Raw genomic sequence first — 12,526 nt, forward strand, 5'->3', positions numbered from 1 at the left:
ATGATTCGCCCGTCTCTGTGTACTCATTGCTCAATACGACCACCCGATGTCCACAAGGGCGTACGCTCAGCGCTTGCCTTCCGAGGATCAACGACAGGAAGCGGTAGGGCATATGGCGCATGAGCTGAGGCAACCGATCACCGAGACCCATCTGTTGCTGGAGCGCCATCGGGAACTCCGCGCGATCGACGCCACGTTGGCCGACCTCAGCGATGCGGGAGACGGTGTGCCGCGACCGCGGCACACCGGGCTGCTCGCCTTCACCGGCTCGGCCGGGTTGGGGAAGACGGCACTCATGGCAAAGGTGCGTTCCAAAGCCGTGGCACGCGGATTCACTGTGCTCTCGGGCAAGGGCGGCGAGAAGGAACAGGAGCTGGCCTTCCGCTTGGTACGCCAGCTCGTGCAGCCCGCCCTCGCGGCGATGGACGAGCCCGAGCGTCGGGCCTTCCTTGGTAGTTGGTACGACATCGTCGCCACCGCGCTGGGTCTGGAGGCGACGGGCACTGCCCGGGTGCCGGATCCGACCGGGGTGCGCGACGGCCTCGACTGGGTCATGACGCGCCTCGCCGTGATGAAGGCGCCCGTCGTCCTGCTCCTGGACGACATGCACTGGGCCGATGTCGAGTCCCTGAACTGGCTCGCCTCCTTCGCCCCGCGGGCCGAAGACCTCCCGCTCCTGATCGTCGTCGCCTACCGGCCCGACGAACTGCCGCACGAGGCGGCGGCCTTCCGCACATTTGTCGAACGCCACCGGCATCGCCCCTACTCCCTGTCGCCGCTCACCACCGAGGGCGTGGCACGGATCGTCAGGGACGAGGTGGGCAGGGGAGCCGAGGACGAGTTCTGCGACGAATGCTGGTCGGCCACCGGCGGAAGCCCGTTCGAAACGGTCGAACTCGCCATCCGGCTCCGCGAGCACCATCTCAAGGGCACACAGAGCGACTTGCCCACGATGCGTGACCTCGCCTCGGCGGTCAAAGGACCCGGGCTGCTCGATCGCCTGCACCGGCTCGGTGGGACCACCGTCCGCTTCGCGTGGGTCGCGGCCGTCCTCGGTACGTCCATCTCGCCAGAGCTCGCCGCCACCATCGCGGTGGTCGGCAGCGAGGAAGCCGCCGAGGCGACCGAGAGGCTGCGCACCGCTCGGATCCTGGCGGACGCCCCAGGTCACGGAGGCGGCCTGGAGTTCATGCATCCCCTGATCGCCACAGCGGTCTACCGGGACATCCCCGCAAGTCTGCGGGTGGGCCTGCACAACAGGGCGGCGGAGGCCGTCAGCGCGGCGGGGTTCGGCCCCACCGCCGCTGCCCGGCACCTGCTGGAGGTGCCGTGCGAGGGCAGGCCCGAGGCAGTCGAATGCCTTCGGGAGGCCGCCCGCGAGTACCTTCGTGCCGGGGCTCCGGAGGCTGCCCGACGCGTCCTGACCCGGGCTCTGCAGGAGCCGCCCCTTCTGGAAGACCGCGCGGCGCTCCTCCACGAACTCGCGTGCTCGACCTTCCTGATCGAACCCGCGGCCACCGTCAGCCATCTCCGGGCAGCTCTCGCGGAGCCCGGAGTCGACCCCGATCTGCGCGCCTCCATCGTCTACCGGCTGACCCAGGCGCTGGCCCACCTCGACCGAGTGGCCGAGGCGGCAGCCGTGGCCGCCGACGAGGCGCAGCAGACGCCCAATCCGCGTATCCGACTGCGCATGCAGGCCGATCACTTCGTATGGAGCGCGTTCCGCACCGACGAGCCCGACTCGCCCGCCCGCTCGCGCATGCTGGCACGGCTGGCCGAGCGGCTGACCGGCCGTGGTCTGGAGGAGCGATACATCCTGGGCCTACGGTCCTGGGACGCCATGATGCGCGGTGAGCCGCGGCAGACCGTCCTCGAATACGCAGAGGAGGCTCTGCGGGGCGGGTTGAGCTGGACCGACGAGAACCGTGGCTTCGAGGTACCCGTTTCGGTCGCCATGGTTTTCGCCTACTGCGACCAGCCACGCCGGGCCGAAGAGCTGTTCACCAAGGGTCTGGCGGACTGCGAGACCAAGGGGTGGCGTGGTTCCCATCTGGCTCTGGGCCAGACCCTCCTCGGCTACATCCGCTACCGTCGCGGCTGCCTTGTCGAGGCGGAGAACCTGGTGCGGGAGGGCCTGCGCACCGCCGACCGCGTTGAAGGAGCGGTGCCCGCCCAGTGGTTCGCCATCGGCATCCTCATCCAGACCCTCCTCGCCCGTGGGCGGACCGAGGACGCGCGTCGGCTCGCCGACTCGTACAACTACGGCGACGTGGTCCCGAACGCCGTCATCTACCCGGACCCCCGCACGGTGTACGCCGAACTGCTCCTGGCCGAAGGCCGGCACAGCGAGGCCGAGCAGCTGTTGTCCGCGGTCGGGGAATGGCTGGAGTCACGGTCCTGGCACAACCCGACCTGGTGCCCCTGGCAGCTGAACCTCGCGTCCGCCGTCGCTCCCACCGATCCCGACCGGGCGATCCATCTCGCCCAGGACGCCGTCAAGCGGGCCCGTGACTTCGGCGCGGCCTCCGCGATCGGCCAGGCGCTCCATACCGAGGCCGAGGTGACCGGCGGAACGGCGGCCCTCGACCTGTACGCGGAGGCCGTCGAGCATCTCGAACGGTCACCCGCCTCGTACGAACTGGCCCGTGCGCAGGTCGGCCACGGCGCCGCGCTGTCCCGGAACGGCAGGCTGCAAGAGGCCGCGGACCGTCTCTACCAAGGTCAGGAAGGCGCCGTCCACTGCGGTGCCGAGGCCCTGGCAACCCGCGCCCGGGAAGAACTCGCGGCAGCCGGACTGCGCCCGCTGCCCCTGCGGTACGCGCAGACGGACACGCTCACCGCCCAGGAACGCAGGGCCGCCGAGATGACGGCCCAGGGGCACCCCGCAGCGGTGGTCGCGAAGGCCCTGCGTCTCACCGAACAAGGCGTGACGCGACTGCTCTCCTCCGTCTACCGCAAGATCGGCACCGACACCGCGGGCCTCGCCAAAGCCCTGGAGACCTATCCCCGCCCCCGACCGTGACCTGGCAGTCCAGCCGTCCGGCCATCCATCAGTCCAGCCGGCCTAAATCCTGTTGGTCCCCAGAGCGCGGAGCAGCATGGGCAGCGAGCGGTACAGCTCGCGTTTCCAGTACGGAGGCGCGTGCGTACCGGCGTAGAAGTGGGTGGTCACCGGAGTTCCGACGGAGGCCAGGCGGGTGGCCAGGGACTGGGACTGGCGTTGCATGAGGGTCTCCGTGGGGGAGATCGCGTCCTCGGGGAACGGGTCGGCAGGGTCCTCCAGGCCCGGGACCTCCGGGTCCGGTGGTGTGCCGGGCGGGTCGAGGACGCCTGCCGTGCCGTCGCCGCTGGAGAGGTGGACCGGGATGGTGCGCAGCCGGTCGGCCAGGTAATAGGGGTCGTGCGCCTGCCAGTTGGCCCGTTGGGCGACCGGGTCGCCCCACACCGCCGTCCAGTCCAGGCCCAGGTACGTCATCCCGGCCCGGACCGCGTGCGGATGCTCCAGTGGATGCACGAATCCGCTGAAGCTCGCCACCGCCCGGAACAGACCCGGGTGGCGTGCCGCGTAGGAGAGGGCACCGAACCCGCCCTGCGACTCCCCGGCGGCCGCACGACGGGGGCCCGCTCCGTAGTGGCGTTCCAGCAGCGGGCGGACTTCCCGCAGGTGGAACGTCTCCACGGCGGGCGGGCCGCCCTTCCCACCGTTGAACCAGTCGGTGTAGAAGCCGAACAACGGCATCTCCGGCATCACGACCAGTACGTCCCGCAGGTGGGGCAGGTCCTGGAGGCGAGCGTCGTAGTCCTCGGTCCACGCCTTGTGGTTACCGTCGCCGCCGACGAGTAGATAGAGCGTCGGCCAGGTCTGGCCGGGCCGTCGCCGCTCCCAGCCGTCCGGCGTCAGCAGCCGGACCTTCGCTGTGCGGCCCAGCGCGGGCGAGTCCACTGTGATGTCGACCTGGCGCTCACCCACCTCCTCCTCGGCGATGACCCTGGCGCCGTGCGGGGCGGCGGCAGTCGCTTCCGCACCCATGACGGACACTGCCGCCAGCAGCAGGAGATCGGCGATCACCAAGGCGAGCAGCACGCGTAGGCGTGAAGTGCTCCAGGGCATGAGCATTCCTCCGTTCCTGTCTTCAGACGTCGCGGCCGCGCAGGGCCCCGGTCGCGAGCAGGAGCAGCGCCGCCGTGTAACCCGCCACCAGGAGCAGGGACGGCCAGGGGCCGAGGCTGCCGACCGTTTCCGCGGTCGCGTCCGAGGTCTGGATCAGCTTCTCCAAGGCGCTCGTCGGGGAGACGCCCGCGATCCAGCGCTGGGCGTCGCCGAAGAGCGGGCCCAGGAGGGAGGGCAGGAGCAGCAGGCCGATGACCGTGCTGACGGCTCCCGCGGAGTGGCGTACGAGGGTGCCGACCGCGAGGCCGAGCAGCCCGGCGACGGCGAAGGAGGCGGCGATGCCGAACAGGGCCGGCAGCGGCTCGCCCTGGGCGTACTTGCCGTTCTCCAGCATCGCGCCACCGATCAGGTAGGCGAGCGTGCAGGAGACCAGCGCCAGGACGTACATCAGGGCCGCGATCAGGGCGGCCTTCGCGGCGAGCACGGTGGCGCGGCGCGGGTTGGCGGCGAAAGTGGTGCGGACGGTGCCGCTGCCGTACTCGCCCGTGATCAGCAGGGCACCGACGACCGCGGCCAGCATCTGAGCGGGGACGGAGGCGGTGAGACTGCCGCCGAGCACCGTGTCGTCCGGTTGCAGGCTCCCGGTCGCCGCGACGAACACCGCACCCAGCACGGGCACGACGGCGGTCGCGACGGTCGTCCAGACCGTGGAGCGCACGCTGTGGAACTTGATCCACTCATGGGCCAGGGCCTGCGGGAAGCCTGCCCGGGCGGTGGTGAGCGTCGTGGGCGCCATCAGACCGTCTCCTTCCGGCTGCTCCGGACCGCGCTCGTCCGGTACTCGGCCGCGTCCTGGGACAGGACCGTGTAGACCTCCTCCAACGAGGAGTGGGCGGGGGTGAGTTCATGGATCGCGAGACCGTGGTCGCGGGCGAGGTCACCGATGGCCGCGGCGTCCGGACCGTCCACCCGCCAGCCGCCCCGCGCGTCGAGCCGGACGTCGGCGCCCTTCGCCTCCAGGAGGCCCCGCAGCTTCTCGGGTTCCGGGGAGCGGACGAGCGTATGGGCGCGGGAGTTGGTCTCGATGAAGGCGCGCATCGTGGTGTCGGCGAGGAGCCTGCCGCGTCCGATCACGATCAGATGGTCGGCGGTCAGCTCCATCTCGCTCATCAGATGGCTGGAGAGGAAGACCGTACGGCCCTGTGCGGCAAGGGACTTCATCAGACCGCGGATCCAGCGGATGCCCTCGGTGTCCAGCCCGTTCACCGGCTCGTCGAGGATCAGCGCCTCCGGGTCACCGAGCAACGCGGCGGCGATGCCGAGCCGTTGGCCCATGCCGAGCGAGAAGCCGCTGAACCGGCGGCCCGAGACCTCGGTCAGACCGGTCAGGTCCAGCACCTCGTCGACGCGGCGGCGCGGGATGCGGTTGCTCGCCGCGAGCCCGGCCAGATGCCGGTACGCCGAACGGCCGCCGTGCGCGCCCTTCGCGTCCAGCAGCGAGCCGACGGCGCACAGGGGCGCCGCCAACTCGGCGTAGGACTTCCCGCCGACCGTGACCGTGCCCGAGGTGGGCGTGTCCAGGCCGAGGATCAGTCGCATGGTGGTGGATTTGCCTGCGCCGTTCGGGCCGAGGAAGCCGGTCACCCGGCCGGGCCGGACCGTGAAGGACAGCTGGTCCACGGCGGTCTTGTCGCCGTACTTCTTGGTGAGTTCGCGTGCCTCGATCATGTCTTCGACGGTAGGGAACGGCGACGCCCCGGACATCCGCCGCCGGGAGTCGGCCGCTACTCCCGCGGGAGTACCCTCACCGCTCCCCCGCACGGACGAGGCCGGTCTCGTACGCCAGCACCACCAACTGCGCCCGGTCCCGCGCTCCCAGCTTGGTCATCGCCCGGCTGACGTGGGTCTTCGCGGTCAACGGGCTCATGATCAGCTGTCGGCCGATCTCCTCATTGCTGAGCCCTGCCGCGACCAGGGCCATCACCTCGCGCTCCCGGTCGGTGAGCACGGCCAGCCGCTCGGAGCCGGCCGCCTCCGGGGCCCTCAGCCGGGCGAACTCCTCGACGACCGACCGTGTGACCGCCGGTGCGAGGAGGCCCTGTCCGGCCGCGACCGTACGGATCGCCGCGCGCAGCCCGTCCGGCTCGATGTCCTTCAGCAGAAAGCCCGCGGCACCGTGCCGCAGCGCCTCGAAGACGTACGCGTCGACCTGGTAGGTGGTGAGCATGACGACGCGTACGCCGTCGAGGGTGCGGTCGGCGGCGATGCGACGAGTGGCCTCGATGCCGTCGACACCGGGCATCCGGATGTCCATCAGCACCACGTCGGGCCGCGTCAGCCGCACCGCCTGGACGGCCTGCGTCCCGTCGGCCGCCTCCGCGACCACCACCAGGTCGTCGGTCAGGTCCAGCAGGGCCCGGAAACCGGCGCGCACGACGGTCTGGTCGTCGGCGAGCACCACGCGCACGGTCACGGCTGCCCGCCACGGAGTGCCTCGGCCGGACGTATGACCGGGAGCACGGCCCGTACCCGGAAGCCGCCGCCGGACACCGGTCCGTACTCGATGCTGCCACCCACCGCGGCGGCCCGCTCCCGCATGCCGACGAGTCCGAAGCCTCCGGGCGCGATGTGCGACGGTGGTCCGATCCGCAAGGGTGAGCCCGTCTCCGACGGTGGGCCGGTCCGCGACGGTGGGGCGCTCTCCGGGGGTGGGCCGGTTTCCGAGGGTGGGCCGTCGTCCGCGATCTCCACCGACAGCCGGTCGCCCTGCCGGGTGACCGAGACCGCCGCGTGCCGGGAGCCGGAGTGCTTGGCCACGTTGGTCAGCGCTTCCTGCACGATGCGGTAGGCCGCGAGCTCGACCATCGGCGAGAGGCCGTCCGCCGTGCCGACCTGGCGCAGCGCCGCGTCCACGCCGCTGTCGGTGAACCGGTCGACCAGTTCGGGCAGTTGGGCAAGTCCGGGAGCGGGCGTCGTGGTTTCGCGGTCGTGGTCGCGCAGCACGGTGACGGTGGCCCGCAGTTCTCCCACCGCTTCCTTGCCCGAGTCGCGTACCTGTCGCATCGCCTGCCGGGAGACCTCGGGCCGGGTGTCGAGTGCGTCGAGGGCGACTCCGGCCTGCACCGCCATCGCGGTCACCGTGTGCGCGACGATGTCGTGCAGTTCGCGGGCGATGCGCAGGCGCTCCTCGTGCACCCGGCGCGCCGCCTCCCGCTCCCGCTCCTCCTCGGCGCGAGTGGCCCGGGCCGCGTACTCGTCCATCAACTGCCGCCGCGTACGGATGACTTCGCCGAGCAGCAGGGGCACCAGCGGCCAGATCATCTCCAGCAACGGCAGCCCCTGCGGGTTGGCCACGTCACGCCCCACCCTCAGCGCGACCGCGCCCGAGACGAGGGAGGCGACGAGCCCGGTCCACAGCGTGCGCCGCCGGTCGCCCAGCACCGCGACGGTGTACAGGGCGACGATCACGGGCAGGTTGAGCAGCTCCCCGATGTGCCCGTACAGCGCCCAGCCCGCGCAGGCGGCGCCCGTGACGACCGCGACCGGCACCGGCCACCGGCGCCGGCCCAGCAGCGCGATCAGGGAGACCGCGAGCAGCAGCCAGGTGATCCCGTCCGCCTGCCGGTAGTCGGGGTCGTTGGACGCGGCGTCGGACGCCGTGAACAGCCCGACCACGGCGACCACCAGCAGATCCGTGGTCAGCGGCGACAGTGATCGCGCGCGCTCCATCAGGCCGTCGATGCTCGTCACGTCATCACCGTAGGGGCCTGATCACGCCGGCGCATACGCCCACGGGAGTAGTCCGCCGACCGGCCCCGGCCGCTAGGACCGGCGGCGGGGTTTTCCGCGCTTCGTTCCCTTGGGGGCGCCGGATCCGGTGCGTGGGCTCTTGCCGGTCGGCTTACCCGTTGCCCTGCCCGCGGCGGGCTTCCGACGCGCTGCGCCTTTGTCCGCTTTATCGGAGCCCTTGCTCTTCGGCTGCGACTGGGCCGTGGAACGGCCCCGGGTGCTGTTGACGGTCCGGCCGCGGACGATGCCGATGAAGTCCTCCACCAGGTCCGTGGTCCGGTCCTCCGGCCAGGACAGGGCGACGCGGGACTCGGGGGCGTCGGTGACCGGCCGGTATGTGAGGTCCTTGCGGTGGTGGAGGCGGGCGAGCGACTGCGGGACCACCAGGAGTCCCACCCCGGCCGCCACCAGTTCGATCGCGTCCTCCGTCGTCGCGGGGCGCTCGATCGCGGGGCGACCCGGCGGGTGCTCCCAGTCGAGGGTGTCGTCGAGGGGGTGCAGCACGATGTCGTCGGCCAGGTCCTCGGCGGTCACCTCGTCGACGGCCGCCACGACGTGGTCGTTCGGGACCACGACCACCGTCGTCTCGGTGTAGAGGGGGATCGCGCTGAGGTCCGTACCGTCGACCGGCAGCCGTACGAATCCGGCGTCGGCGTCGCCGCCCCGCAGCACGGCGAAGGCTTCGGCGACGGACACCGCGAGGAGGGTGAGGGGGACGTCGGGCAGCCGCTCGTTCCAGATCCGCACCCACTTGCTGGGCGTCACTCCCGGGACATACGCGAGCCGGAACGAAGGGGATTCTTCCGAGCCTGTCACCTGGCCAGGTTACCCGGCGTGGTCGGCGGTGGTTCACATGCTCGATACCCTGGGCAGCATGACGTCGCACCAGAACACCCAGACGATGAAGCCCGCGACCGCGGCCAAGAAGCTGGGTGTGTACCTCGAGGCCACCCCCGCCGAGTTCCAGGAGGGAGTCGTCTCGCGCTCCGAGCTGACCGCCCTGCAGGCCGATCCCCCTCAGTGGCTCCAGGACCTGCGAAGCAACGGCCCGCACCCCCGTCCGGTGGTCGCGGCGAAGCTCGGCGTCTCCATCGCGGGGCTCGCGCGCGGCGGTGTCACGGAGGCTCTCACCACGGAGCAGATCGAGGCCCTGAAGAACGAGCTTCCCGAGTGGCTCCAGAAGGAGCGCGCCACCCAGGCCGAGGTCCGCAAGGAAGCGGTCCGCATCAAGGAGAAGAACGCGGAGCGCGACGACAAGGACGATCAGCCGCGTCAGTAGCGGTCTTCGGGCCGCCCCGGCGCTCCTCGAACCGCCGCGGCGCGCTGTGGAAGACTCGATCCGTGATCATCGAACGTGCGTACGCACACATGGCTTCGTACGACGACACCGCGTGGCCCTGGTCCGTGCCCTGTGTGCGCGGGCTACTCGCGGACGGGGTGCGGTTCACGGCACCGGTGACCTTTGTCGTGGGTGAGAACGGCTCGGGCAAGTCGACCCTGGTCGAGGCGCTGGCCGAGGGCTTCGGTCTGGACTCCTGGGGCGGCTCGCACGACTGGCGGTACGCGAGTCCCCGGGCCAAGTCGGTACTCGGCGAGCGGATCCGCTTCGACGCGGCGGCAGCACGCGGGCGCCGCATGCTCGGCAGCTGGTCGGCCCGCAAGGGGTTCTTCCTGCGGGCGGAGACGGCGATGGACGCGCTGGACCGGGAAGGGCTCGCGCCGGATTCGGTCAGTCACGGCGAGGGCTTCCTCGCGGCGTTCCGCGGGAAGTTCCTGGAGCCCGGGCTGTATGTGCTGGACGAGCCGGAGGCGGCGCTGTCGTTCGGCTCCTGCCTCGAACTGCTAGGCCATTTCGACCAGTTGACGAAACAGGGCGGGCAGGTCATCTGTGCCACGCACTCGCCGCTGCTGACCGCGCTGCCCGGTGCGGACATCATCGAGGTCGGCGACCACGGGATGCGCCGGGTGGCCTGGCAGGACCTCGCCCTCGTCGACCACTGGCGCCGCTACCTCGCCGACCCGCAGGCCTATCTCCGACACATCCTCGACTGAGGACGACCCGTGACCGAGGGGCAACCCCCGCGAACGCCCCCGCAAGCGCCCCGCGAGCGCCGCCCTCAGTGATCGCCTGCCAGAATGGCGATCACCGTCGGCGTTCGACAGAACCCGCCCCGGACGATGGAGGAGCCCCGTGCCGCTGCCCTCACAACCGTTGCGCAAGCTGGGCTTCTTGACCATCGGGCTGTTCGACGAGGCCGACCCCGGCAAGGGCCACGAGTCGACGCTGGAGATCATCCAGCTCGGTGAGCGACTGGGCTTCGACAGCGCGTGGCTGCGCCACCGCCATCTCCAGTTCGGCATCTCCTCCCCCGTGGCCGTCCTGGCCGCGGCCTCGCAGCGCACCACCCGTATCGAACTCGGTACCGCGGTCATCCCGTTGGGCTGGGAGAACCCGCTGCGGCTGGCGGAGGACCTGGCCACGGTCGACATCCTGTCCGGCGGCCGGCTCAATCCCGGCATCAGCGTCGGCCCGCCGATGCACTACGACCAGGTCAAGCAGGCGCTGTATCCGGACACCGCCGACGCGGAGGACTTCGGGTACGACCGGGTGGCGCGGCTGCTGGACTTCGTACGCGGCAAGCCCGCCACCGACTTCAGCGGCGTCGAGGGCTTCGAGGTGTTCTCGGACCGGGTCCAGCCGCACGCTCCCGGTCTGGGCCGCCGCCTCTGGTACGGCGGCGGAAGCCTGCGGTCGGCCCAGTGGGCGGGTGAGCACGCGATGAACTTCCTGACCAGCAGCGTCGTCAAGGCGGAGGAGTCCGAGGACTTCGCCGAGGTCCAGCTGTCCCACGTACGCGCCTTCCGCGCCCATCACCCCGACGGCGACCGCGCCCGCGTGTCCCAGGGGCTCGTCGTCATCCCCACCGACAGCGCCTCGCCGCGGCAGCGCGCGAAGTACGAGGCGTACGCGGAGAAGCGGCTGCCTCGGACCGCCTCGCCGCAGGGGCCGGCCCGCCTGATGTTCGCGCCCGACCTCGTCGGCACCTCCGCCGAGATCGCCGAACGGCTCTACGCGCACGCGGCGTTCAGGGAGATCGACGAGGTGGCGTTCGCGCTGCCCTTCACCTTCGAGCACGACGACTACGTCCAGATCCTCACCGACATCGCCACCCGGCTCGGCCCGGCACTCGGCTGGCAGGCGTCGACTCAGCCCGGCTAGAGGGCTCGTCGGCGGTGTCAGTCACTCACCTTGCTGCGTGCCTGGTACAGCAGATCTCCGTACGCGGGGTGGCGGGCGATCCAGCCCGCGTAGAAGGGGCAGGTGGCCAGCACCCGCAGGCCCGCGGCACGCGCCTCGTCCAGGGAGGCCCGGACCAGCGCGGACCCGACGCCCTTGCCCTCTGACTCCGGGCTCACCTCGGTGTGGACGAACGCGATCAGTTCCTCGGTACGGATGTACTCCGCGAAACCGGCGACCGCCGGCGCTCCGTCGATCCGGGCCTCGTAGCGACGCGCCCCGGGCACGTCTCTGACCTCGATCGCCATGTCTCCTCCTCGAACCCCGTTGAGCCGGTGCACGAGACTAACTCACCGTGGCCAGAACCCGTACCGGGGCCGGCGGGCCGTCCTGAGGACGGGCCCGCCCTCGCCCACGTGGCCCGGGTACGCGCCCGCGTTCAGGACACGTCGGACAGCTTCGGCATCTCGCCCTCGGTCGTGGAGACGTCGATCACGGAGAACGACGCACCCTGGGGATCGCTCAGCGCCGCGAACCGCCCGAAGGGGCTGGTCATCGGGCCGAACCGCAGGATCGCGCCGCGTTCGGTCGCCCTCGCCACGGCCGCGTCGCAGTCCTCGACGGTGAAGTAGACGTTGACGTAGGACGGCACCTCGGGCGGGAACTCCTCCGTCATCTTCATCCGGCCCAGGACCGTCTCCTCGCCGACGTTGAAGATCCTGAAGTCGATCGCGTCGTCCTCCATCTGCTGCGCCCGGTAAGGGAAGAGCGCGGCGAAGAAGGCGTCCGCCTTCTCGGGCTCCCTGGTGAAGACCTCCGCCCAGCAGTAGGCACCGGGCACGGCCTTCGCCTCGAAGCCCTCGTGCGCGCCGGCCTCCCACACACCGAAGACGGCGCCGCTCGGCTCCTGGGCCAGCGCCATGGTGCCGAAGTCGCCGACCTTCATCGGTTCCATCAGGACCTGGCCGCCGTTGGCGCGGACCTTCTCGGCGGTGGCGGCGGCATCCGGCGACGCGAAGTACAGACACCAGGCCGACTGTCCCTCGGCTCCGGGCATCGGCGGCACGACGGCGGCCACCGCCTTGCCGTCCGCATAGGCCTGCGTGTAGTTCCCGTACTCCGACGAGGCCTCGCCGAACGTCCACCCCAGCACGTCACCGTAGAAACTCTTGGCACCCTCGACATCGCTGAACATCGCGTCGGCCCAGCACGGTGTTCCCTCAGGTTGTACGGCCATGACACTGACTCCCTCGTCATTGAAGGCTCTGACTTGTCACGCTAGCCAGCCGCCGCCCGACGCGCGCGGCGAATGCCCCGAAATACGTGCTGTAAGTCAGTTTCGCCACTTGGCGGCCGCACTCAGGGCGACCGGTGGTGACCGACGATGA

The 12,526-nt window shown here is 70.9% G+C and carries 12 protein-coding genes; 4 read left to right on the forward strand and 8 right to left on the reverse strand.

All coding sequences use genetic code 11. From position 1 onward, the window contains the following. The first annotated feature begins 112 nt into the window (after positions 1-112). On the forward strand, positions 113-3,022 hold the full coding sequence (locus OHA11_RS01400) for an AAA family ATPase (RefSeq protein ID WP_266491149.1): 2,910 nt from the start codon (positions 113-115) through the stop codon (positions 3,020-3,022). 42 nt (positions 3,023-3,064) lie between these two features. Here the strand turns inward: OHA11_RS01400 and OHA11_RS01405 are convergent, their stop codons facing one another. The 6 genes from OHA11_RS01405 to OHA11_RS01430 form a co-directional block, all read right to left on the reverse strand. After that, entirely contained in the window at positions 3,065-4,117 is a 1,053-nt protein-coding gene (locus tag OHA11_RS01405) for an alpha/beta hydrolase family protein (RefSeq protein WP_266491150.1), read from the reverse strand. Positions 4,118-4,133: 16 nt separating this feature from the next. Further along, positions 4,134-4,907, reverse strand: coding sequence for an ABC transporter permease subunit (locus OHA11_RS01410; protein WP_266491152.1), 774 nt, complete (start codon positions 4,905-4,907; stop codon positions 4,134-4,136). Further along, on the reverse strand, positions 4,907-5,839 hold the full coding sequence (locus tag OHA11_RS01415) for an ATP-binding cassette domain-containing protein (protein ID WP_266491154.1): 933 nt from the start codon (positions 5,837-5,839) through the stop codon (positions 4,907-4,909). Before OHA11_RS01415 ends, OHA11_RS01410 begins: the two co-directional genes overlap by 1 nt. Before the next feature lie 76 nt (positions 5,840-5,915). Then, positions 5,916-6,584 carry a response regulator transcription factor gene (locus OHA11_RS01420; RefSeq protein ID WP_266491155.1) on the reverse strand — a complete coding sequence of 223 codons (669 nt, stop codon included), beginning with the start codon at positions 6,582-6,584 and terminating at the stop codon, positions 5,916-5,918. Continuing rightward, a complete protein-coding gene (locus OHA11_RS01425; RefSeq protein ID WP_266491156.1) occupies positions 6,581-7,861 on the reverse strand; it encodes a sensor histidine kinase in 1,281 nt (426 codons plus the stop codon). The genes OHA11_RS01420 and OHA11_RS01425 overlap by 4 nt, the downstream gene beginning before the upstream one ends. Before the next feature lie 72 nt (positions 7,862-7,933). Then, entirely contained in the window at positions 7,934-8,716 is a 783-nt protein-coding gene (locus OHA11_RS01430) for a LysR substrate-binding domain-containing protein (RefSeq protein WP_266491157.1), read from the reverse strand. A 37-nt stretch (positions 8,717-8,753) separates the two neighbouring features. On the opposite strand from OHA11_RS01430, the gene OHA11_RS01435 reads away from it, so the two are divergent. The 3 genes from OHA11_RS01435 to OHA11_RS01445 all read left to right on the forward strand — a co-directional run bounded on the left by OHA11_RS01435 (position 8,754) and on the right by OHA11_RS01445 (position 11,120). Next, the gene (locus tag OHA11_RS01435; RefSeq protein WP_266491159.1) at positions 8,754-9,179 is read left to right on the forward strand and encodes a DUF5997 family protein; all 426 of its coding nucleotides are present in this window, start codon (positions 8,754-8,756) and stop codon (positions 9,177-9,179) included. Between the two features lie 62 nt (positions 9,180-9,241). Continuing rightward, positions 9,242-9,952: an AAA family ATPase gene (locus tag OHA11_RS01440; RefSeq protein WP_266491161.1), complete on the forward strand. Its 711-nt coding sequence runs from the start codon at positions 9,242-9,244 to the stop codon at positions 9,950-9,952. Positions 9,953-10,091: 139 nt separating this feature from the next. Then, positions 10,092-11,120 (forward strand): LLM class flavin-dependent oxidoreductase, encoded by a 1,029-nt coding sequence (locus tag OHA11_RS01445; protein WP_266491163.1) that lies wholly within the window; start codon positions 10,092-10,094, stop codon positions 11,118-11,120. Positions 11,121-11,137: 17 nt separating this feature from the next. On the opposite strand, the gene OHA11_RS01450 is transcribed toward OHA11_RS01445, so the two are convergent. Together OHA11_RS01450 and OHA11_RS01455 are read right to left on the reverse strand one after the other, a co-directional pair. Beyond that, on the reverse strand, positions 11,138-11,446 hold the full coding sequence (locus tag OHA11_RS01450; protein ID WP_266491165.1) for a GNAT family N-acetyltransferase: 309 nt from the start codon (positions 11,444-11,446) through the stop codon (positions 11,138-11,140). 131 nt (positions 11,447-11,577) lie between these two features. Beyond that, positions 11,578-12,375 carry a VOC family protein gene (locus tag OHA11_RS01455; RefSeq protein ID WP_266491178.1) on the reverse strand — a complete coding sequence of 266 codons (798 nt, stop codon included), beginning with the start codon at positions 12,373-12,375 and terminating at the stop codon, positions 11,578-11,580. Positions 12,376-12,526: the final 151 nt, after the last annotated feature.

It is taken from the genome of Streptomyces sp. NBC_00878 (genome assembly GCF_026341515.1).
In the GTDB taxonomy this organism is placed as follows: domain Bacteria; phylum Actinomycetota; class Actinomycetes; order Streptomycetales; family Streptomycetaceae; genus Streptomyces.

Bases quoted from the DNA above. Each gene is read 5' to 3' on its own strand.
- OHA11_RS01400 (WP_266491149.1), top strand. From the start codon at position 113: ATGGCGCATGAGCTGAGGCAACCGATCACCGAGACCCATCTGTTGCTG.
- OHA11_RS01405 (WP_266491150.1), bottom strand. From the start codon at position 4,117: ATGCTCATGCCCTGGAGCACTTCACGCCTACGCGTGCTGCTCGCCTTG.
- OHA11_RS01410 (WP_266491152.1), bottom strand. From the start codon at position 4,907: ATGGCGCCCACGACGCTCACCACCGCCCGGGCAGGCTTCCCGCAGGCC.
- OHA11_RS01415 (WP_266491154.1), bottom strand. From the start codon at position 5,839: ATGATCGAGGCACGCGAACTCACCAAGAAGTACGGCGACAAGACCGCC.
- OHA11_RS01435 (WP_266491159.1), top strand. From the start codon at position 8,754: ATGCTCGATACCCTGGGCAGCATGACGTCGCACCAGAACACCCAGACG.
- OHA11_RS01450 (WP_266491165.1), bottom strand. From the start codon at position 11,446: ATGGCGATCGAGGTCAGAGACGTGCCCGGGGCGCGTCGCTACGAGGCC.
- OHA11_RS01455 (WP_266491178.1), bottom strand. From the start codon at position 12,375: ATGGCCGTACAACCTGAGGGAACACCGTGCTGGGCCGACGCGATGTTC.